This is a genomic window from Streptomyces sp. CNH189, assembly GCF_000527195.1.
In genome coordinates this window covers 71,611-92,555 of record NZ_AZUS01000020.1, presented here as the reverse complement: position 1 = coordinate 92,555, position 20,945 = coordinate 71,611, and the positions used below count along the sequence as shown (strand labels likewise).

General features: G+C 73.1%; 21 protein-coding genes. 10 read left to right on the top strand and 11 right to left on the bottom strand.

Translation table 11 applies throughout. The features are described 5' to 3' along the window. Positions 1-16: 16 nt before the first annotated feature. The 4 genes from B100_RS0125305 to B100_RS0125290 all read left to right on the top strand — a co-directional run bounded on the left by B100_RS0125305 (position 17) and on the right by B100_RS0125290 (position 3,229). A complete protein-coding gene (locus B100_RS0125305; protein WP_024887210.1) occupies positions 17-613 on the top strand; it encodes an LURP-one-related family protein in 597 nt (198 codons plus the stop codon). Positions 614-660: 47 nt separating this feature from the next. After that, positions 661-1,269 (top strand): DUF1349 domain-containing protein, encoded by a 609-nt coding sequence (locus B100_RS0125300; RefSeq protein ID WP_024887209.1) that lies wholly within the window; start codon positions 661-663, stop codon positions 1,267-1,269. 94 nt (positions 1,270-1,363) lie between these two features. Then, a complete protein-coding gene (locus B100_RS0125295) occupies positions 1,364-2,107 on the top strand; it encodes a DsbA family oxidoreductase (RefSeq protein ID WP_024887208.1) in 744 nt (247 codons plus the stop codon). 69 nt (positions 2,108-2,176) lie between these two features. Further along, positions 2,177-3,229, top strand: coding sequence for an aminotransferase class V-fold PLP-dependent enzyme (locus tag B100_RS0125290; protein ID WP_024887207.1), 1,053 nt, complete (start codon positions 2,177-2,179; stop codon positions 3,227-3,229). A gap of 153 nt (positions 3,230-3,382) precedes the next feature. On the opposite strand, the gene thpD is transcribed toward B100_RS0125290, so the two are convergent. The 5 genes from thpD to B100_RS0125265 all read right to left on the bottom strand — a co-directional run bounded on the left by thpD (position 3,383) and on the right by B100_RS0125265 (position 8,402). After that, on the bottom strand, positions 3,383-4,279 hold the full coding sequence (gene thpD, locus B100_RS0125285; protein WP_024887206.1) for an ectoine hydroxylase: 897 nt from the start codon (positions 4,277-4,279) through the stop codon (positions 3,383-3,385). A gap of 6 nt (positions 4,280-4,285) precedes the next feature. Continuing rightward, positions 4,286-4,684 (bottom strand): ectoine synthase, encoded by a 399-nt coding sequence (locus B100_RS0125280; RefSeq protein WP_024887205.1) that lies wholly within the window; start codon positions 4,682-4,684, stop codon positions 4,286-4,288. Between the two features lie 35 nt (positions 4,685-4,719). Continuing rightward, entirely contained in the window at positions 4,720-5,991 is a 1,272-nt protein-coding gene (ectB, locus tag B100_RS0125275; protein WP_024887204.1) for a diaminobutyrate--2-oxoglutarate transaminase, read from the bottom strand. A 67-nt stretch (positions 5,992-6,058) separates the two neighbouring features. Continuing rightward, complete coding sequence (ectA, locus tag B100_RS0125270; protein WP_024887203.1) at positions 6,059-6,565, bottom strand: diaminobutyrate acetyltransferase; 507 nt, start codon at positions 6,563-6,565, stop codon at positions 6,059-6,061. 736 nt (positions 6,566-7,301) lie between these two features. Next, positions 7,302-8,402, bottom strand: a complete 1,101-nt coding sequence (locus B100_RS0125265) for an aminotransferase class V-fold PLP-dependent enzyme (RefSeq protein WP_024887202.1) — start codon at positions 8,400-8,402, stop codon at positions 7,302-7,304. A gap of 189 nt (positions 8,403-8,591) precedes the next feature. Here B100_RS0125265 and B100_RS0125260 point away from each other — a divergent pair, with 189 nt between their 5' ends. The 5 genes from B100_RS0125260 (at position 8,592) to B100_RS0125240 (ending at position 13,467) form a co-directional block, all read left to right on the top strand. Next, the gene (locus tag B100_RS0125260; protein ID WP_024887201.1) at positions 8,592-9,443 is read left to right on the top strand and encodes a transporter substrate-binding domain-containing protein; all 852 of its coding nucleotides are present in this window, start codon (positions 8,592-8,594) and stop codon (positions 9,441-9,443) included. A gap of 4 nt (positions 9,444-9,447) precedes the next feature. Further along, the gene (locus tag B100_RS0125255; protein ID WP_024887200.1) at positions 9,448-10,284 is read left to right on the top strand and encodes an amino acid ABC transporter permease; all 837 of its coding nucleotides are present in this window, start codon (positions 9,448-9,450) and stop codon (positions 10,282-10,284) included. Next, positions 10,281-11,072: an amino acid ABC transporter ATP-binding protein gene (locus tag B100_RS0125250; protein ID WP_024887199.1), complete on the top strand. Its 792-nt coding sequence runs from the start codon at positions 10,281-10,283 to the stop codon at positions 11,070-11,072. The genes B100_RS0125255 and B100_RS0125250 overlap by 4 nt, the downstream gene beginning before the upstream one ends. Positions 11,073-11,234: 162 nt before the next feature. Then, positions 11,235-12,326: an amidohydrolase family protein gene (locus tag B100_RS0125245; protein ID WP_024887198.1), complete on the top strand. Its 1,092-nt coding sequence runs from the start codon at positions 11,235-11,237 to the stop codon at positions 12,324-12,326. 178 nt (positions 12,327-12,504) lie between these two features. Then, positions 12,505-13,467: an SCO1860 family LAETG-anchored protein gene (locus B100_RS0125240; RefSeq protein WP_024887197.1), complete on the top strand. Its 963-nt coding sequence runs from the start codon at positions 12,505-12,507 to the stop codon at positions 13,465-13,467. 363 nt (positions 13,468-13,830) lie between these two features. Here B100_RS0125240 and cobC read toward each other — a convergent pair whose 3' ends face one another. Genes cobC through cobM form a run of 6 tightly spaced genes read right to left on the bottom strand, consistent with a single transcriptional unit; the run spans position 13,831 to position 20,106 of the window. Further along, entirely contained in the window at positions 13,831-14,892 is a 1,062-nt protein-coding gene (gene cobC, locus B100_RS0125235) for an Rv2231c family histidinol phosphate aminotransferase CobC (protein WP_024887196.1), read from the bottom strand. After that, positions 14,882-15,793 carry a sirohydrochlorin chelatase gene (locus B100_RS0125230; protein ID WP_024887195.1) on the bottom strand — a complete coding sequence of 304 codons (912 nt, stop codon included), beginning with the start codon at positions 15,791-15,793 and terminating at the stop codon, positions 14,882-14,884. Before B100_RS0125230 ends, cobC begins: the two co-directional genes overlap by 11 nt. Beyond that, positions 15,790-16,377 carry a precorrin-8X methylmutase gene (locus B100_RS0125225; protein ID WP_024887194.1) on the bottom strand — a complete coding sequence of 196 codons (588 nt, stop codon included), beginning with the start codon at positions 16,375-16,377 and terminating at the stop codon, positions 15,790-15,792. Before B100_RS0125225 ends, B100_RS0125230 begins: the two co-directional genes overlap by 4 nt. Further along, the gene (gene cobJ, locus B100_RS0125220) at positions 16,374-18,056 is read right to left on the bottom strand and encodes a precorrin-3B C(17)-methyltransferase (RefSeq protein WP_024887193.1); all 1,683 of its coding nucleotides are present in this window, start codon (positions 18,054-18,056) and stop codon (positions 16,374-16,376) included. The genes B100_RS0125225 and cobJ overlap by 4 nt, the downstream gene beginning before the upstream one ends. Then, the gene (locus tag B100_RS0125215) at positions 18,053-19,291 is read right to left on the bottom strand and encodes a bifunctional cobalt-precorrin-7 (C(5))-methyltransferase/cobalt-precorrin-6B (C(15))-methyltransferase (RefSeq protein ID WP_024887192.1); all 1,239 of its coding nucleotides are present in this window, start codon (positions 19,289-19,291) and stop codon (positions 18,053-18,055) included. The genes cobJ and B100_RS0125215 overlap by 4 nt, the downstream gene beginning before the upstream one ends. Then, positions 19,288-20,106: a precorrin-4 C(11)-methyltransferase gene (gene cobM, locus B100_RS0125210; RefSeq protein ID WP_024887191.1), complete on the bottom strand. Its 819-nt coding sequence runs from the start codon at positions 20,104-20,106 to the stop codon at positions 19,288-19,290. Before cobM ends, B100_RS0125215 begins: the two co-directional genes overlap by 4 nt. Positions 20,107-20,203: 97 nt before the next feature. On the opposite strand from cobM, the gene B100_RS0125205 reads away from it, so the two are divergent. Then, on the top strand, positions 20,204-20,932 hold the full coding sequence (locus B100_RS0125205) for a ZIP family metal transporter (protein WP_024887190.1): 729 nt from the start codon (positions 20,204-20,206) through the stop codon (positions 20,930-20,932). Positions 20,933-20,945 lie beyond the last annotated feature (13 nt).

The following is a 20,945-nucleotide window of genomic DNA, read 5'->3' as shown; positions in this document are numbered from 1 at the left end:
CACCGGGAGCACAGCAGTGGAGGCAACGGGACCCTGGGCCGGCCGGCGCTTCACCGTCACGCAGAAGGCCACCCTGAAGACCGACCGGTACCTCGTCACCGAGACCGCGCCGGACGGCTCCGAGGGACGGGTCCTCGCCTGTGCCGAGCAGAGGCGGTTCTCTCTCAAGGAGGAACTGACCTTCTTCACCGACGCGTCCAGGGACCGGGTCGCGTTCACCGTCAGGGAGCGCACGCTGCTGGACCCCGGCGAGGGCTTCGACGTGCTGGACGCGGAGGGGAAACCGCTCGGCGCCTTCCACGAACGGTTCTTCACCTCCCTGGTGTGCTCGACGTGGGTGCTGGAACAGCCCGGCGCGCCCGACGCCGTCGGCCGTGAACGCAACCGGTTCGTGGCCGTGCTGCGCCGGGTCTGGGGCTGGCTGCCGCTCGACCTGGTGCCGTTCGCGTGGCCGTACCACTTCGACTTCACGACGGACGGCAAGCCGGTGATGACGGTCGACAAGAAGATCGGGCTGCGTGACCGCTACCTGATCGACGTGCTCGCGCCCGACCTGGACCTGCGGCTCGCGGTCGCCCAGGCGGTCGCCCTGGACACCTTCCAGGGCCGCTGACGGGGACCGCGCGCGCGGGCCGGGGCGCCGCCTGGAAGAATCCGGTCATGGACCTGGACATACCCGAACTCCCTTTCCCCTTGCGGACGTACGGCCCCGAGGGCTCCTGGGCCTACGAGGACGGCGTCCTCACCGGATGGGCCGGACCGCGGCAGGACCGCTTCGTGCCGCCCACCGGCGAGTCGCCGGAGTCCGCCGCCGACGCGCCCCGGCTGCTCGGCGCGCCCGAGGGCGACTTCCAGCTGATCGCCCGGGTCACGGTCGGCTTCGGCGCCGCCTTCGACGCGGGCGTGCTCTACGTCCACGTCGGCGAGCGGGCCTGGGCCAAGCTCTGCCTGGAGTACTCCCCGAACGTGCCGACCATCTGCACGGTGGTCACCCGAGGTCACTCCGACGACGCCAACTCCTTCACCGTGGACGGCAGTTCCTTCTGGCTCCGGGTGAGCCGCACCGGACGCGCCTTCGCCTTCCACGCCTCGGGCGACGGCAAGCAGTGGACCTTCGTCCGTCTGTTCACCCTCGGCGACGAGAAGGAGACCGGGGCCGCCCTGGTCGGGTTCGCCACCCAGTCGCCGACGGGAGAGGGCTGCGTGGTGACCTTCGACCACATCGAGTACCGGCTGCACTGGCCGCCGGACCTGCGCGACGGAAGCTGAGCACGCGGCCGGGGGAATGTCCGCGACTGCTTGAACGTTCATCCGTTCGCGGGGGGAGTCTCCGCAGCCGTACGACCCTGGAGAGAGCCGGCCCATGCGCGTCGAGATCTGGAGCGACATCGCCTGCCCCTGGTGCTATGTCGGAAAAGCCCGCTTCGAGAAGGCGCTGGCCTCCTTCCCGCACCGTGACGGCGTCGAGGTGGTGCACCGCTCCTTCGAGCTGGACCCGCACCGCGCCAAGGACGACATCGAGCCGGTCCTCACCATGCTCACCAGGAAGTACGGCATGAGCGAGGCCCAGGCCGAGGCCGGCGAGGACAACCTGGGCGCCCAGGCCGCCGCCGAGGGGCTGCCCTACCGCGCCCGGGGCCGTGACCACGGCGGCACCTTCGACATGCACCGCCTGCTGCACTTCGCCCGCGAGCACGGCCGCCAGGAACAACTGCTCGACCTGCTGTACCGGGCGAACTTCGCCGAGGAGCGGTCCGTGTTCGGCGACGACCAACGGCTCGTGGAACTCGCCGGCGCCGCCGGCCTCGACAGCGACGCCGCCCGCACGGTCCTCGCCGACCCCGAGGCGTACGCCGCCGAGGTCCGCGCCGACGAGAGCGAGGCCGCGCAGCTCGGCGCGCGCGGGGTGCCGTTCTTCGTGCTCGACCGGAAGTACGGCGTCTCCGGCGCCCAGCCCGCCGAGGTCTTCACCCAGGCGCTCACCCAGGCCTGGGGCGAGCGGTCGCCGCTGACCCTCGTCACGGGCGGCACGGACGCCGAGGCGTGCGGCCCGGACGGGTGCGAGGTGCCTCAGCGGGAGAACCCGCAGGCCGGCGCGGACGTATAAGCGTCCCTTAGGGGTACCGCGCAGAACCTCGCGATGGACGGGGAGTGGGCGGGACCGCACAGTGGTCCCATGGAGACCTTCGAGAGCCTCGTCCGTGCCGAGTTCACCCCGAAGAACACCTACCTGAACACCGCGAGCAGCGCCCTTCTGCCCGCCCGCACCGTGTCCGCGCTGGACGCGGCCGCGCGGCTGCGGGCGGAGGGGCGTCCGCTCGACCCGCTGTTCGCCGACGTCGAGGTCTGCCGCGCCGCGTACGCCCGCCTGGCGGGCGTGCCCGTGGAGCGGGTGGCGGCCGGGGCGACGGTCGCCCTGTACTCCTCGCTGGTCGCCGCGTCCCTGCCGCCGGGCGCCGAAGTCCTCACCGCGGAGGGCGACTTCACCTCCGTGCTGAACCCCTTCCACGCGCGCGGCGACCTCAAGGTGCGGGCCGCGCCGCTGAAGCGGCTGGCCGACGCGGTGCGGCCGGGCACCGCGCTGGTCGCGGTCAGCGCCGCGCAGTCCGCCGACGGCCGGATCGCGGACCTGCCCGCGCTGCGCGACGCGGCCCGGTCCCACGGGGCGCGCACCTACGTCGACTTCTCCCAGGCGGCGGGCTGGCTGCCGGTGAGGGCCGACGCGTACGACTACAGCGTCAGCATCACCTTCAAGTGGCTGCTCGGCCCGCACGGCGCGGCGTTCCTCGTCGTCCCCGAGGACTTCGGTGACCTGATCCCGGTGCAGGCCGGCTGGGTCGCGGGCGAGGACCCGTGGGGCAGCTGCTACGGCCCGGTCGCCGAACTCGCCCGCTCCGCGCGGCGGTTCGACACCACTCCCGCACTGTTCAGCTACGCGGGACTGCGGGCCTCCCTCGAACTCGTCGAGGAGATCGGGGTGGACGCCGTCCGCGCCCACGACCTCGCCCTCGCCGAGAGGTTCCGCGCGGGGCTCGCGACGCTGGGCCGTGCGCCGCTGCCCGCGCCCGGTTCGCCGATCGTGTCCGTGCCGGGGCTCGGCGGGCTGCAGCCGCGGCTGTCCGAGGCGGGCATCCAGGTGTCGAACCGCGCCGGCAACCTGCGGGCGTCCTTCCACCTCTACAACACCGCCGCCGACGTGGACCGGCTGCTCGACGCGCTGTCCGGCTGAGCGCACGGCAGCGGGCCGGTGCCTCCTTGTCCCACACGAGGAGGCCCGGCCCGCAGTCTGTGTCACGGTGCGCTCAGGGGCACCGCCGTGTTGTCACGGTGCGCTCAGGGGCACCGCCTTGTTGCCGTGGTGCGCTCAAGGCACCGCGTGCGCCTACTTCACCGGCGTGAAGTCCCGCGCCCCAATGAACTCGGGGCGGCGGATCGGGGCCGCGAAGGGCTCGACCGCCGTGTTCTCGACGCTGTTGAACACGATGAACACGTTGCTGCGCGGGAACGGCGTGATGTTGTCGCCGGAGCCGTGCATGCAGTTGCAGTCGAACCAGGTCGCCGAGCCGGCCTTGCCGGTGAACAGCTTGATGCCGTACTCCGACGCCATCTTGGTCAGCGCCTCGTCGGACGGCGTCCCCGCGTCCTGCATCTGCAGGGACTTCTTGTAGTTGTCCTTCGGCGTGGCACCCTCGCAGCCGAGGAACGTCTTGTGCGACCCCGGCATGATCATGAGACCGCCGTTGGTGTCGTAGTTCTCGGTGAGCGCGATCGAGACCGAGATGGTGCGCATGTTCGGCAGACCGTCCTCGGCGTGCCAGGTCTCGAAGTCGGAGTGCCAGTAGAAACCGCTGGCGCCGAAGCCCGGCTTGACGTTGATCCGCGACTGGTGGACGTACACGTCCGAGCCGAGGATCTGCCGGGCCCGGCCGACGACCCGCTCGTCGCGCACCAGATTCGCGAACACCTCGCTGATCTTGTGCACCTCGAAGACCGAACGGATCTCCTGGGACTTCGGCTCGACGATCGAGCGCTCGTCCGCGCGGATCGCCGGGTCGGCGACCAGCCGGTCGAGCTCCCGCTTGTACACCTCGACCTCGTCCGGGCCGATCAGCTGGTCGATGGCCAGGAAGCCGTCGCGGTCAAGCGCCTGGAGGTCGGACTGCGGGACGGGGCCGGGCGTGTCCGGGCTGCCCCAGACGACCGGGTCCTGCCGCGGGGTCGCCACCTCGGTGGCACCGCGGGTCGGGTAGAGATCGGTGACGTGCGTGGTCGTGGTCACGGTGACTCACACCTCCTCGGTGAGCAGCGGGTAGACGCCGTTCTCGTCGTGGTCCTCCCGTCCGGTCACGGGCGGGTTGAAGACACAGATGCAGTGGAAGTCCTCCTTGACCTTGAGCGTGTGCCGCTCATGGCCGTCGAGGAGGTACATGGTGCCGGGCGTGATGTGGTAGGTCTTCCCGGTCTCGCGGTCGGTGAGCTCGGCGTCGCCCTTGGTGCAGACGACGGCCTCGATGTGGTTCGCGTACCACATGTCGGTCTCCGTACCCGCGTACAGGATCGTCTCGTGCACGGAGAAGCCGACCTTCTCCTTGGCGAGGACGATGCGCTTGCTCTCCCACGTTCCGGACGCCGACTTGATGTGCCGGTCGGTGCCTTCGATCTCCTTGAACGAACGGACGATCACGGTGTTGCGATGCCTCCTCGGCTGGGGTGTGTGTTTCAGGCGGTCTCGCGGACGGCGCGGGCGAGGACGGTGAGGCCCTCGTCCAGCTCGTCCGGCGTGATGGTCAGGGCGGGGAGCAGTTTGACGACCTCGCTCTCCGGGCCGGACGTCTCGATCAGCAGACCGAGTTCGAAGGCGCGCTTGGCGACGCGGCCGGCGCGCTCCTTGTCGTGGAACTCCAGGCCCCACACGAGGCCGCGGCCGCGGTACTCCTTGACGTCGGCGAGGTTCTCCTCGGTGATGGCGATCATCGCCTGCTCCACCTGCTCGCCGCGCTCGCGGGTCTGCTTCTCCATGGCGGAGCCGTCGGCCCAGTAGGCCTCCAGGGTGGCGGTGGCCGTCACGAACGCGGGGTTGTTGCCGCGGAACGTGCCGTTGTGCTCGCCCGGCTCCCAGACGTCCAGCTCCGGCTTGAACAGGGTGAGCGCCATGGGCAGCCCGTAGCCGCTGATCGACTTGGAGACGGTGACGATGTCGGGGGTGATGCCGGCCTCCTCGAAGGAGAAGAAGGCACCGGTGCGGCCGCAGCCCATCTGGATGTCGTCGACGATGAGCAGCATGTCCTGGCGTTCGCACAGCTCGGCCAGGGCGCGCAGCCACTCGGGCCGCGCCACGTTGATGCCGCCCTCGCCCTGCACGGTCTCGACGATCACGGCGGCCGGCTTGTTGAGGCCCGAGCCCTGGTCCTCCAGGAGCCGCTCGAACCACAGGAAGTCCGGGACCTGGCCGTCGAAGTAGTTGTCGAACGGCATCGGCGTGCCGTGCACCAGGGGGATGCCGGCGCCGGCCCGCTTGAAGGCGTTGCCGGTCACGGCGAGCGAGCCCAGCGACATGCCGTGGAAGGCGTTGGTGAACGACACGACGGACTCGCGCCCCTTCACCTTCCGCGCCAGTTTCAGCGCGGACTCCACGGCGTTGGTGCCCGTCGGCCCCGGGAACATGACCTTGTACGGCAGGTCGCGGGGGCGCAGGACGTAGTTCTGGAAGGACTCCAGGAACGCGCGCTTGGCCGTCGTCGACATGTCGAGGCCGTGGGTGACGCCGTCGCGCTCCAGGTAGTCGATCAGAGCGCGTTTCAGGACGGGGTTGTTGTGCCCGTAGTTGAGTGAGCCGGCTCCGGCGAAGAAGTCGAGGTACTCGTGGCCGTCCTCGTCGTACATGCGGCTGCCGTGCGCACGGTCGAAGACGGCGGGCCAGCCGCGGCAGTAGCTGCGTACCTCGGACTCGAGGGTCTCGAAGACGCTGAGGTCGGGCTGGGTGATGGTCACGACGAATCGCTCCTCGGTGGCGTGGGAGGTCAGAGGGAGTCGGAAGATCGGGGTGCGGGCCGGCCCGTCAGAGGGCGAACGGCCCGATGCGGTACAGAACCTCGGGGTCGTGCGGTCCGTCGGGGAACTGGCCGGCGTCGAAGAGCACCTCGCGCTCCAGCAGGGCGCCGTGACGCTCCGCGAACGCGGTGAACAGGCGCTCGGAGGCCGTGTTGCCGGGAGCGACGGTGGTCTCCACGGTGTCCACGCCGTGCTCCGCGGCGGTCCGGGCGGCCAGTCCGTCGAGCATGGCGGCGGCCAGTCCCCGGCCGCGGTGCGTCTCGTCGACGGCGACCTGCCAGACCAGCAGGGTGCGCGGGCTGTCCGGCCGGAGGTACCCGGTGATGAAGCCCACCGGTGCTCCGCTCTCGTCGCGAGCGACGGCCGAGGTGGCGGCGAAGTCACGGCACCACAGCAGATAGCTGTACGACGAGTTCAGGTCGAGAACCTTCGAGTCCCTGGCTATCCGCCACAGCACGGCTCCGTCCGCCACGGTCGGGCGGTCGATTTGCAGGTCTGCTTGTGCGGCAGTCATGCGAATTGAACTTACCGAGGTAAATTCAAAATTGCATCGTCTGTCGGGGTTACGTACGAGCGCGACATGTGTTATCGCGCGTACGGGTGGGTCCGCGCGAACCGTCGGCGGAATGCCCTGGTTTGCACGGGATGAAAGGGGTGAAAACGGGCGCGATGTGGAACCGGTCACATCTGTGTAACTCTCGTGACGGCCCCTGGAATCACCCGGTAGCCGCCTCTCGGATCAGGGCGTTTAGGGTCCGGGAAACCGGGCAGAAGAAGACGGGAAGCTGTTCCGCAAGGTAATAGGGAAATAAGCCGGGAAATGCCGCGGGAGTATGTGTGCGAGGGATTTCGATAATCCCTGTGAATTCAGCTGCCGGTCACTCCGCCGATGCGCTTCCGCAGGACACAGGACACCGGTGTGACCGTTGTGCCGCGCGTACGCAGCGCCGGGGGCGCGCGGTGATGGTCCAGCCGGGACTCCGGAGCTCCGCCCGCTCGTCCGTCACAGGCCCACGCCCCCGCCGGCCCACCGCACCTTTCCGGCCGCGCCCGGCGGGACCCGCGACGGGCACCCGCGGCAGACACCCGGGGCAGACACTCGCGGCGGGCACCCGCGGCGGGCACCCGCGGCAGACGCCCGCGGCAGGCACCCGCGGCAGACGCCCGCGGCAGACGCCCTGGCGGGCGGACGGGACGTCAGCCGGCGTCGGGTTCGCGGCCGTACGACACCCTCGGGCGAGGGGTACCGGTTACTGCCAGGCCTCTTCAGCCGCCGTCAGGGCCGCGGGGAGGTCGGCCGGCAGGCCCGCGTCGGTCAGGGCCGTGGCGAGGGCCGTCAGGCAGGCGCGGACCGTACCGCGGGTCGCGTCGGGTCCGTAGTGGTTGACGCGGATCATCTCGCGGGCCAGGGCGCCGCCGCCCGCCGCCAGCGGGAGGCCGGGGTCGGCGGCCAGGGCACGGGCGACCAGCTCCGACGCCGTCGTACCGGACGGCGCCCGCAGGGTCGTCGCGACGGGCGCCGCGTCGGCCGCGTCGTGGACGTACGGCGCGATCCCGCCGCCCAGCGCGAGCGCACCCGCCCGGGTCGCGGCCGCCGCGGAGGCGTGCCGCGCCATCACCGTCTCCGGGCCCTCCGCCTCGATCCGCTCCACGCACGCCTCCAGCGCCAGCATCTCCAGCTGCGCCGGTGCGTGCAGCAGAGCCTTGCGGCCGCCGTCGATCCAGCGCTCCTTCCAGTCGAGGAGGGAGAGGTAGGAGCGGCGCGGGGCACGCGGGTTGGCCGCCATCCGGGCCCACGCCCGCTCGCTCACCGAGACCGCCGACACCCCGGCGGGACCGCCCATCGCCTTCTGTGCCCCGATGACGCACAGGTCCACGCCCCACGCGTCCGGCAGTACCGGCTCCGCGCCGACCGACGCCACGGCGTCCAGGTAGAACAGCGCGCCGTGCGCCCGCACCACCTCGCCGATCGCGGCGACCGGGTTGGTGTTGCCGGTGGCCGCCTCGGCGTGCACCAGGGACACGAAGTCGATCTCCGGGTGCTCCGCGAAGGCGTCCTGGATCTGCCCGGCCGTCACCGCCGTGTGGAAGGGCACCGCCAGGTCGATCACGGTGGCGCCGCAGTCCCGCAGCCAGTCGCCGAAGGTCTGCCCGTAGGGGCCGGTGATGACGTTCAGCGCGGTCGTCCCGGGCCCGGCCGCGGCACGGATCGCGCCCTCCAGCGGCAGCAGTGCCTCGCCCTGCGTGATCACGACGTCCTGCCCGGTGCCCAGCAGGCGTGCCACCCGGTCCTCGATGGAGGCGAAGCGCGCGGCGCTCAGCGGGGGCAGGTCGAGGAGGAGGTTCGTCACGGCTGTGCTCTCTTTGCTCATGCTTCACGGCGGCGCGGGTACGTACGACCACGTCGAGGGTAAACCTTCGCCCGACGGGCGACCGGACAGCCAGGTTCCGTACCGGGCGCCGCCGCACCAAGGGCAGGTTTGAGGCACTCAAACCTTTACTTATAATCTGAACATTCAGTTCCCCGACAGGAGGCACCCGTGAAGACGCTCCTCGGCCGCCGGACGCGAGTCCTGGCCGCCACCACCGCGACGGCCGGGATGGTCCTCCTCGCCGCCTGCACCTCCACCGACGACGGAGGCAGCGGGTCCACCACCGCGGCCGGCGGGGTCGAGCTCGTCAAGGCGGGCCAGCTCACCACCTGCACCCACCTGCCCTACCCGCCCTTCCAGTCGGAGATCGACGGCAAGGTGCAGGGCTTCGACGTCGCCCTGATCGACCTGGTCGCCGACGACCTCGGGGTGAAGCAGCAGATCCTCGACACCCCCTTCGAGAACTTCAAGACCGGCGCCTTCCTCAACTCGGGCGAGTGCGACCTGGCCGCGGCCGGCATGACCATCACCGACGAGCGGAAGAAGAACGTCGACTTCTCCGACCCGTACTTCAACGCCACCCAGGCCGTCCTCGTCGACAAGGACAGCGGCGTCACCTCCCTCGCCGACGTGAAGGCGAAGAACGTCAAGCTGGGCGCCCAGGCGCAGACCACCGGAGAGGACTACGTCAAGGGCCAGGGCTTCGACCCGGTCTCCTTCGAGTCCTCCGACGCCGTCCTCAACGGCCTGCGCACCGGCCAGGTCAAGGCCGTCGTCATCGACTACCCGGTGGTCCAGGGCTGGCTGAAGGACAAGGCCAACGCCGACGCCTTCACGGTGGCCGAGCAGATCGACACCGGCGAGCAGTACGGCTTCACGGTGAAGAAGGGCAACACCGCCCTCCAGAAGGCCGTGAACAAGGCGCTCGCCGACGCCAAGGCCGACGGCACGTACAAGAAGCTGTACGAGCAGTGGATCGGCCCGTACGACGAGTCGGCCGCCTCGCCGGCCGCGTCCTGATCCCGTGGCCGACACGGAGAGGACGCCGCTCCAGCCCAAGCGGAAGGGCCTGACCCGGCGCCAGAAGCGCAGCGTGTCGCGCGGCATCCAGTACGCCGTGTTCGTCGCGGCCGTGATCGCCTTCGCGGTCACGGCCGACTGGGGCCGCCTGCAGAACCAGTTCGCACAGGTCGACATCGCCGAGCGGATGTTCCCTGAGGTCATCACGCTGGCGCTGAAGAACACCGTCCTCTTCACGGTGACCGGCTTCGCCGTCGGGCTCGCGCTCGGCATGCTGATCGCGCTGATGCGGCTGTCGTCCGTCGGGCCCTACCGCTGGCTGGCCGGCATCTACATCGAGATCTTCCGCGGCCTGCCGGCCCTGCTGATCTTCATCTTCATCGGCGTCGCCGTGCCGCTCGCCTTCCCCGGCACGGAGATCATCGGCGGCACCTACGGCAAGGTCGCCCTCGCCCTCGGCCTGGTGGCCGCCGCGTACATGGCGGAGACGATCAGGGCCGGCATCCAGGCCGTGCCCAAGGGGCAGATGGAGGCGGCCCGCTCGCTGGGCTTCTCGCCCGCCCGGGCCATGGTCTCCGTCATCATCCCGCAGGCCTTCCGGATCATCCTGCCGCCGCTCACCAACGAACTCGTCCTGCTGTTCAAGGACTCCTCGCTGGTGCTGTTCCTCGGCGTCACCCTGGAGGAGCGCGAGCTGTCCAAGTACGGCCGCGACCTGGCGAGCCAGACCGCCAACTCCACGCCCATCCTGGTGGCCGGCCTGTGCTACCTGCTGATCACCATCCCGCTCGGCTTCGTCGTGCGCCGCATGGAGGCCAAGGCCCAGGAGGCCGTCAAATGAGCCGCCCGGAGATCCGCGTCAGCGGTCTGCACAAGTCGTTCGGCGACAACCACGTGCTGCGCGGCATCGACCTGGAGATCGGCCAGGGCGAGGTCGTCTGCGTCATCGGCCCGTCCGGGTCCGGCAAGTCGACCCTGCTGCGCTGCGTGAACCTCCTGGAGGAACCCACCGAGGGCCAGGTCTTCGTCGGCGGCACCGAACTCACCGACCCGGACGTCGACATCGACGCCGTCCGCCGCCGCATCGGCATGGTGTTCCAGCAGTTCAACCTGTTCCCGCACCTGACCGTGACCGAGAACCTCACGCTGCCGCAGCGCCGGGTGCTCCGGCGCGGCAAGGCGGAGGCCGCGAAGGTCGCCGCCGAGAACCTGGAACGGGTCGGCCTCGCGGAGAAGGCCGACGCCTACCCGTCCTCCCTCTCCGGCGGCCAGCAACAGCGCGTCGCCATCGCCCGCGCGCTCGCCATGGGCCCCGAGGTGATGCTGTTCGACGAGCCGACCTCGGCGCTCGACCCGGAGCTGGTCGGCGACGTGCTCGCGGTGATGCGGATGCTCGCCGACGAGGGCATGACGATGATGGTCGTCACCCACGAGATGACCTTCGCCCGCGAGGTCGCCGACCGGGTGGTGTTCATGGACGGCGGCGTGATCGTCGAGGACGGCAGCCCCGCCCAGGTCATCGGCGCGCCCCGGCACGAGCGCACCCGCCACTTCCTCTCCCGCCTGCTCGACCCCGCCATGGCGCAGGTCGAGGAGGAGACGTCGGACCAGGTGGGCAAGTCGGACTAGAACGACGGTGACCGACAGGACCGCCCTTCCGGCGGTCCGCGCCGGCAGGACGGACCCCGGGCGGGCGGTCACCGCAAGCGGCGGACGTCTGTCGGGCTCCTCGGCGGGGCCGCGGCGGGAGCGCCCGCACGGGGCGGCGGGCGACGAACTATCGTGCGGGGCATGAACGATCAGGCGGTGCTGCACGTGAAGGGACGGATCCTCGTCGGCCCCGACGAGGTCCGTGACGAGCTGTGGGTGGTCGACGGCCGCATCTCCTACGACCGTCCGGCCGGCGCCCGCGACGTCCGCACCGTCGACGGCTGGGTGCTGCCCGGTCTTGTCGACGCCCACTGCCACGTGGGTCTCGACCGGCACGGCGCGGTCCCCGAGGACGTCGCCGAGAAGCAGGCCCTCACCGACCGGGACGCCGGCGCCCTGCTGCTGCGTGACGCCGGCTCGCCCTCGGACACCCGCTGGACCGACGACCGCGAGGACCTGCCGAAGATCATCAGGGCCGGGCGGCACATCGCCCGCACCCGCCGCTACATCCGCGGCTACGCCTGGGAGGTCGAGCCCGACGACCTCGTCGCGTACGTCGCCCAGGAGGCCCGGCGCGGCGACGGCTGGGTGAAGCTGGTCGGCGACTGGATCGACCGCGATCTGGGCGACCTGTCGGCCTGCTGGCCGCGCGGCGCCGTCGAGGCGGCGATCGCCGAGGCGCACCGGCTCGGCGCCCGCGTCACCGCCCACTGTTTCGCCGAGGACTCCCTGCGCGATCTGGTCGAGGCCGGCATCGACTGCGTCGAGCACGCCACAGGGCTGACCGACGACACCATCCCGCTGTTCGCCGAGCGGGGCGTGGCGATCGTCCCCACCCTGGTCAACATCGCCACCTTCCCCGCGCTCGCCGACGGCGGCGAGGGCAGGTTCCCGCGCTGGTCCGCGCACATGCGCCGGCTGCACGAGCGCCGCTACGACACCGTGCGGTCCGCGTACGACGCCGGCATCCCCGTCTTCGTCGGCACCGACGCCGGCGGCACCCTCCCGCACGGGCTCGCCGCCGAGGAGGTCGCGGAGCTCGCCAAGGCCGGCCTCCCGCCCGTCGAGGCGCTCGCCGCCGGCACCTGGAAGGCCAGGGCGTGGCTCGGCCGCCCCGGTCTGGAGGAGGGCGCCCCGGCCGACCTGGTGGTCTACGACGCCGACCCGCGCGCGGACCTCCGGGTACTGACCGGTCCGCGCCGGGTGGTGCTGAACGGGCGCGTCGTCGCGTAGGGCGCGCCCGCCGGCGGGGCACGGGAGGGTGACGGCGGCGAACAGCCGTACCCCGGAAATCGAAAACGTTCTCCGGCCTTCCCCGAAGGAGTGAAGAGTCGTCGGATCGCTGACGGGGCGGCGCGGGCGTGGACATTCTGTCCGGGTCCCAGCAAAGTCTCATGGGGGTCCCACCACCTTGTACACCAACAACTTCCGTACGCCTGCCAGCCGTTGGACCGCAGCCGCCGCGGCCTGCGCGCTCGTCGCGGGGCCCGTCGTCCTCACCGGCGCGGGCGCGGCGTACGCCACCGAGGGCCACGGCAGCGCGAGCGCCGCGGTGCTGCGCACCGGGCTCGACGTGTCCCTGCTCAACAAGACGGTGCAGGTCCCGCTCACCGTGTCCCTCAACGAGGTCCAGGCGCCGCGGAGCGCGCAGAAGACGGCCCTCACCGCCACCCTCGACGGCGTGAACCACGGCAAGCCGTTCAGCGTGCTGCGCGCCGAGGTGGCCGACGCGGTCGCGACCGTCGAGGGGGACAGGGCGGAGGCGTCCACCACCCTCGCCGACGCCCGCCTGCACGTCCCCGGGCTGCCGCTGCTGTCGGTCGTGGAGATCGAGGCGGTGAGCTCCAAGGCGGTCTGCGAGGCGGGGAAGACCCCGCACGCCTCCGTCACCCTGCCCGCCGCGGTCACCGTCCTCGGCAAGCGCGTCTCGCTGAGCGCCGGCGGCCCGACCCACGTCGAGGTGCCGGGCGTGGGCTCGGTGCGGCTGGACCTGTCGGAGACGGAGACGACCTCGTCCACCGCCGTCGCCACCGCCCTGAAGCTGGAGGTGTCGGTCAACCCGGCCGAGCTGAACGTGGCCGAGGTCGACGGCAGCCTGACGCTGGCCGAGTCCCGGTGCGAGGCACCGGCGGCGGGCGAGGAGCCGGAGGCGGCGGCGCCCGAGGCCCCTGAGCAGGCCGACGACGCCCCGGCGCAGGAGGAGGCCGCCGTCGAGGCGCAGGGGGCCCGCGCCGAGCAGGCCGCTTCCGCGGAGACCAACCTCGCCGAGACCGGCGGCGACTCGGCCACCCCGTACGTGGCGGGCGGCGCGGTCGCCCTGCTGGCGGCGGGCGGGGGAGCGGTGCTGCTGTCGCGGCGGGGCCGCCGCAACTGACCCGAGCGGTTGGGGGGGTACGGGGGGGGTGCCCCCGTACCCCCCAGCGGCTGGGCGCCTCGCCGCGACGGAGCCGTGCCGCGCCGCGGGGGTTGCCGCCACGCCCACCCGTGCCGCCCCAGCGGCACGACTGCCCGCAGCGGCAGGCGCTGCCCGTGCGGCGGCTGTGGCGGAGGTGCCCTTCAGGGGCGCGGGGAACTGCGCGACCAGCCACGGACTGCCCGCAGCGGCGGGGTGTCTGCTCGTGCGGCGGCGGGGCGAATGCGGCGGCTGTGGCGGAGGTGCCCTTCAGGGGCGCGGGGAACTGCGCGACCAGCCACGGACTGCCCGCACCCGGCGCAGCGGCGGGCAACCGTTCGGTGGTCAGACGCCCAGCGCCTGGCCCAGCGCCCGCAGGAACCCCTCCGTCGTCTCTCGGTCCCGTACCGCCAGGCGGAGCCACTCCTCACCCAGGCCCGGGAACGTGTCCCCTCGGCGGATCGCGTAGCCGAGGGTGCGCAACCGCTCCCGCACGCCCGCCGCGTCCGGGACGCGCACCAGGACGAAGGGGCCCTCGGCCGGTTCCACCACCCGCAGGCCGTGGGACGCGAAGTCCCGCAAGCCCGCGATCAAGTACGCGCGGTTCGCCGCGATCGCTCGCGCCGCCTCCTCCGCCTCGGCGAGCGCCGCAGGCGACACGCACGCCTCCGCCGCCGCCAGCGCCGGCGTCGACACCGGCCACAGCGGCTGCGCCCGCTCCAGCTCCGCGACGGTCTCCGGCGCCGCGAGCACGTACCCGATGCGCAGGCCGGCCAGGCCCCACGTCTTGGTCAGGCTGCGGAGCACGACCAGGCCCGGGACGTCCGTCCGCCCGGCCAGAGCCTCCCGCTCACCCGGCACCGCGTCCATGAACGCCTCGTCCACCACGAGGGTGCGTCCCGGCCGCGCGAGCCGGACGAGCGACTCCGCCGGGTGCAGCCGGGACGTCGGGTTGGTCGGGTTGCCGACCACCACCAGGTCCGCGTCCTCCGGGACCGCCGCCGGGTCGAGGCGGAATCCGTCGGCCTCCCGCAGCAGCACCCGGTCCACCATGTGCCCCGCGTCCCGCAGCGCCGCCTCCGGCTCCGTGAACTGCGGGTGCACCACCACCGGCCGGGACACCTTCAGCGCCCGCGCCAGCAGCACGAACGCCTCCGCCGCGCCCGCCGTCAGCAGCACCCGCTCCACCGGCAGCCCGTGCCGCGCCGCCACCGCGGCCCGCGCCGCCCGCCCGTCCGGGTAGACGGCGAGGCCGGTCAGCGACGCGGCGACATGCTCCCGCAGCCACGCCGGGGGCGTGTCCGCGCGGACGTTGACCGCGAGGTCGACCAGCGCGCGGCCGTCGTCGCGGACCTCGGCGTCGCCGTGGTGGCGCAGGTCGTGGCCGGCCGCCGGATCAGTGGGCATGGGAGGGGGAGTGCGCGTGACCATGACCATGATGATGGTGCCCGTCGTCCCCGGGATGGAAATGCGGCTGCTGCGGCATCCCCACCTTGTCCTCGAAGCCGGGCAGCGCGATCCGGTACACGCAGGAGTCGCAGTTCATCCGCAGATCGCCCTTCACGGCCTCCTCGTACCGCTCCAGCACCAGGTCCAGCAGCTCCGGCTCCGGCCCGATGACGTCCGCCGACCGCACCTCGGTGCCCGGGTGCGCCGCCGCCCACTCCTCGGTCTGGCTCCGCACCCGGTCCGGCAGGATCCCGGTGAACAGGAAGTACGGCAGTACGACGACCCGCCGCGCCCCCAGCCGGGCGCACCGCTCCAGCCCGCTCGGCACGTCCGGCTTCGCCAGCGACACGAACGCCGTCTCCACGCCCGCGTACCCGCGCCCCTCCCACAGCAGCCGGGCCGCCTTGAACACCTCCGCGTTGGCGTCCGGGTCCGTCGACCCGCGTCCCACCAGCAGCACGGTCACCTCGGCCGGGTCCCAGGAGGCGTCCACCGCCTCCGCGAGCCGCCGCTCCAGCACCCGCAACAACGCCGGGTGCGGGCCCAGCGGACGGCCGTACGTGTACGAGATCCCCGGGTGGCGTTCCTTCTCGCGGGCCAGCGCGGCGGGGATGTCGCCCTTGGCGTGCCCCGCGGACACCAGCATCAGCGGCACGGCCGCGAACCGCCGTACCCCCCGCTCCACCAGGCCGGCGACGGCCTCGCCGAGCGGCGGCGGGGAGAGTTCGATGAAGCCGCCCGCGACGGGCAGCTCGGGCCGACGGCGGCCCAGCTCCCGCACGAAGGCGCGGAACGCCTCCGCTCCGGCGTCGTCCCGGGTGCCGTGGCCGGCGATGAGCAGGGCGGGCGGGCTGGTCACAGGGTCTCCTCGGTCGAAAGGGGGTGGTACAGCAGGGCGTTGAGCGCGGCGGCGGCGACCGCCGACCCGCCCTTCTCGGACACGTTGCTCACGGCGGGCAGTCCGCTCTCCCGCAGCGCCGCCTTGGACTCGGCGGCGCCGACGAACCCGACGGGCAGGCCGACGACGAGCGCCGGGGAGGCGTCCAGCGTCAGCAGTTCCTCCAGCGCGGTCGGGGCGCAGCCGATCACCCACAGGGCGCCAGGGCCGACCTCCTCGTAGGCGAGACGGACGGCGTGCGCGGACCGGGTGAGCCCCGGCCCGGACCGCGCGTCCCGCAGCCGGCACACGGTCTCGCGGCGGGTGATCCCGGCCGCGACCATCTCCACGTCCGCGACGACGGGCGCGCCCGCGTGCAGCGCCGCGTGCGCGCGCACCAGCTCACTCTCGTCCATGACGAGGTCGGCGGCGTACTCCAGGTCGGCGGAGGAGTGCACGACCCGCTCCACGACCGCCCGGGTCAGCGGCGGGAGGTGCGAGGTGTCGAGGCGGGCGCGCAGCCGCCGGAACGACTCCTGCTCGATGGGGTGGACGACGCGGTTCACCGGGCCTCCTCCTGCCAGCGGTAGCCGCGCGGGGTGACCATGCGCCCCGCGATCTGCCGGGTCGCCGTGTTGCCCACGGTCACGACCGTCATCATGTCGACCGTCGCCGGGTCCAGCGCGGCCAGCGTGGTCAGCCGCACGGACTCGTCCGCACGGGAGGCGTTCCGTACGACTCCGACCGGGGTGGTGGGCGCCCGGTGCCCGGCGAGCACGGCGAGCGCCTTCGGGAGCTGCCAGTCCCGGCCCCGGCTGCGCGGGTTGTAGAACGTCACCACCAGGTCCGCCTCGGCCGCCGCCCGCACCCGCCGCTCGATCACCTCCCACGGTGTGTGCAGGTCGGACAGGCTGATGGACACGTGGTCGTGGCCCAGCGGAGCGCCGAGCAGCGCGCCCGCCGCGAGCGCCGCCGTCACGCCCGGCACGCCGACCACGTCGATGTCGTCGGACGCCTCCGCGAGCGCCGGGGACGCCATCGCGTACACGCCCGCGTCACCGCTGCCGATCAGTGCGACCGCATGCCCGCGCCGGGCCTCCGCGACCGCCGTACGGGCCCGCTCCTCCTCCGCGCCGAGCCCGGACTCCAGCACCCGCGTGCCGGGACGCAGCAGGTCGCGGATCTGGTCGACGTACTGGTCCAGGCCCACCAGCACCGACGCGCGCCGCAGTTCGTCCCGCGCCCGCGGGGTGAGCAGGTCCCGCGCGCCGGGCCCGAGCCCGACCACCGCGAGCCGCCCCCGCCCCGGACGCCGTACGACGGCACAGGTCGCCATGGCCGGGGATCCTGCCGACTTCCGTTTGGGCACCAGGAGTTCACCCCCGCCGACGAGCGCGGCGGCCTCCGCGACGGACGGGGTGCCGACGGCGGCGAGCGGCGCGTCGGACGGGTTCGGCACCGCCACCCGCGCCAACTCCCCAGCGGGGTACGTCACCAGCGGCACCCCGAGCCGCCGGGCAGCCTCCACGAGCCCCCGCTCCCCGGACTTGGCGTCCACGGTGGCCAGTTCGGCCACGGACGCCCGCGACAGCCCCGCCTCCCGCAACGCGTCCTCGACGAGTCCGAGCACCTCCTCCACGGGGGCGCCCTTCGACGCGCCCACCCCGACGACGAGGGTCGGCGGACGCAACACCGCCTCCCCGTCGGCCGGTTCGGCCAGCCGGTCCGTCACCCGGACCGTGTACGCGCCCGCGGCGGCGACCGGGAGCGGCGGCAGCGGCCAGGCCACCTCGGCGCGCAGCGCCACCGGCTCCCCGTCCAGCAGTGCCCGCGACACGGCGGCGACGTCGCCCTCGACGGGCAGACCCAGTGTGTCGAGACCGGGCAGTCCCACCGCGTCGGTCGCGGTCGTCACCACCGGCTCCGCGCCCAGCACCTCGCCGACCTCGCGGGCCAGGTCGTTCGCGCCGCCGCCGTGCCCGCCGAGCAGCGACACCGCGTACCGGCCCGCCTCGTCCACGCACACCACGCCCGGATCGCTCACCTTGCCGGCCAGCAGCGGCGCCACCAGCCGCACCACGGCCCCGGTGGCGAGGAAACACACCAGTCGGTCGCACTCCGCGAACCCGGCCCGTACCGCGTCCGCCACCGGACCGCCGTAGACGCGCGTGCGGTCCGGCCAGGCGGCGGCCAGCCGGTCCCGCGCCGCCGCTCCCGCCGCCGTGGCGGCAATGAGGCCGATCACTCGCCCACTCCTTCACTGTGCGCCGGGGGCCGGACGCCCCACAGCAGGAACACCGGGTTGGTCGCCGCGAGCCGGGTCACGTCCCCGGGCAGCGGCGCGAGCCGCGACGACTGCAGCAGCACGCCGTCGCAGGTCAGACCCGCGCTCGTCAGTGCCGCACGGGCGGCCGGCACCCGGTCGAGCGCCGCCACCGCCACGACGACCGTCCGCCGTGCCCGCCGGGCGCACGCGCTGACGACCGCCGGCAGCTCCCGGCCCCCGCCGCCGACGAACACGGCGTCCGGGTCGTCCAGCCCGTCCAGCACCCCGGGCGCCTCCCCGTGCACCACCGTCACGTCGACGCCGTGCGCCTCGGCGTTGGCGCGCACCCGCCGCACACCGTCGGCGTCACGTTCCACGGCGACGGTGGCCGCGCCGAGCCGCGCGCACTCCACCGCCACCGACCCGGACCCCGCGCCGACGTCCCACACCAGGTCGCCGGGGCGCGGACCGAGGCGGGCCAGTGCCAGCGCCCGCACCTCGAACTTGGTGATCATCGAGTCGCGGTGGGTGAACTCCGCCTCCGCCAGCGCCCACCCGGCGGGGCGAGCCGCTAGGCCGGCGACCGTACGCACCGGCCCGAGCACCCGCGCCTCGTCGAGGCACAGCACCACGCTCACCGCCCGGCCCCAGTCCCGGCCGGCCGCCTCCTCGGGCGTCACCCGCTCCACCGCCTCCCCGGCCGACCCCAGTGCCGAGGCGACGACCAGCGTCCGCCGCTCACCGCGCAACGCCGCCCCCAGCTCGGCCGGCCCGGCGCCCGGCCCGGTCAGCACGGCGACCTTCGGATGGGCCCTGCACACGTTCACCGCCGTACGCGGGTCCCGGCCGTGCGCGCTGACCACCACGGCGTCGTCCCAGGGGAGTCCGGCCCGCGCGAAGGCGGCGGCGACGGAGGACACCCCGGGCCGCACGTCGAGCCGCTCAGGACCGAACCGCTCGGCCAGCGCCCGCACGATCCCGAAGAACCCGGGGTCCCCGGAGGCCAGCACGACCACCGGCCGCTCCTCGGCCACGTAGGCGGCGACGGTGTCGAGCGCGGGCGCCAGCGGCCCCAGCACGACCCGCCCGGCCCCCTCCGGCACCTTCACGGCGTCCAGGTGCCGCCGACCGCCGACGACGAGCGCGGCCCCCTCGGCCACACGGACGTCGACCGACGCGTCCGCGCCCGTACCCGTCCCGACCACGGTGATCATGTGCTCGCCCCCCGCTCCCGCAGCTCCCTGCGGGCCCGCGGGTCGGCCTTGCGGAAGCCGTGGAAGTGCCCCGGGTGGTACAGGTGCGAGCGGGTGCCGTGCGCGTCGAGGGCCGGACCGACCAGGAACAGGGTGTGCTTCCACAACTTGTGCTCCTTGACCGTCTCCTCCAGCGTGCCGACCGTGCACCGCACGACCAGCTCCTCCGGCCAGGTCGCCTGGTACGCCACCACGACCGGCGTCGACGTCGGATAGCCGCCCTCCAGCAGCTCCCGCACCAGCTGCCCGCTCCTCGCCGCCGACAGGAACACCGCCATGGTGGTGCCGTGCCGCGCGAACTCGCGGACCTCCTCACCCGGCGGCATCGGCGTCTTGCCGCCGCCGAGCCGGGTGAGGATCACCGACTGTGCCACCTCCGGGATCGTCAGCTCCCGCCCCGCGAGCGCCGCCACCGCCGAGAAGGACGACACCCCCGGCACGATCTCCGTCGGGATGCCCAGCTCCGCACACCGGTCGACCTGCTCCTGGGTGCCGCCCCACAGCGCCGGGTCACCCGAGTGGATCCGCGCCACCTTGAGCCCTTCGTCGAGTGCCCGTGCGTAGACGGCCACCACGTCCTCCAGGGACATCGCCGCCGAGTCGAGGATCTCGGCGCCCTCCCGTGCGTGCTCCAGGACCTCGGCCTGCACCAGGCTGGCGGCCCAGATCACCACGTCCGCCTCGGCGATGGCCCGCGCGCCGCGGAACGTCAGCAGATCGGCGGCGCCGGGACCGGCCCCGACGAAGGTCACCTTGCCGGTGGGGGCGTCGGTCATGGAAAACGGGTCCTTCCCTGCGTGCGGTCGGAAGTGGAGGTGCGGGGAGCGGCTGTCACGCGTGCGCGAGCGGCCGCTGATCGGATACGAAGAGCACATGGCGGTCCTCGTCGCGCTGGGCGCGTTCCTGATGACGCTGGCCGGCGGCTGGTCGGCACACCGTGTGACCGACCGCCGCCACCTGGTGCTGGGCCTGGCCGGCGGGCTGATGCTGGGCGTCGTCGGCCTGGAACTCCTCCCGGAGTCCCTGGAGACCGCCGGCACCGAGGTGTACGGCGTGCCGGCCGCCCTGCTGCTCTTCGTCGGCGGCTTCCTGCTGGCCCACCTGGTGGAACGCCTGCTCGCCCACCGGCAGGCCGCGCACGGCGCGGGCGAGAACCACGGCCGCACCCCCGAGGTGGGCCTCACGGCCGCGGCGGCGATGGTCGGGCACAGCGCGATGGACGGCGTGGCGATCGGCGCGGCCTTCCAGATCGGCGGCGGCATGGGCGCCGCCGTCGCGGTCGCGGTGATCGCCCACGACTTCGCCGACGGCTTCAACACGTACACACTCGCCCACGCCTACGGCAACGCCCGGCGCCGCGCCCTCGCCATGCTGGTCGCGGACGCGGTGGCACCGGTCGCCGGCGCAGCCTCCACCCTCTTCTTCACGATCCCCGAGCCACTGCTCGGCGGTTACCTGGGCCTGTTCGGCGGCGCGCTGCTGTACCTCGCGGCGGCCGAGATCCTGCCCGAGGCCCACCACGACCACCCGGCCCGCTCCACCCTGGTGTGCACGGTCGCCGGGGTGCTGTTCATCTGGCTGGTCGTGGGAGCCGCCCACTGACCGCCCGTCCGCC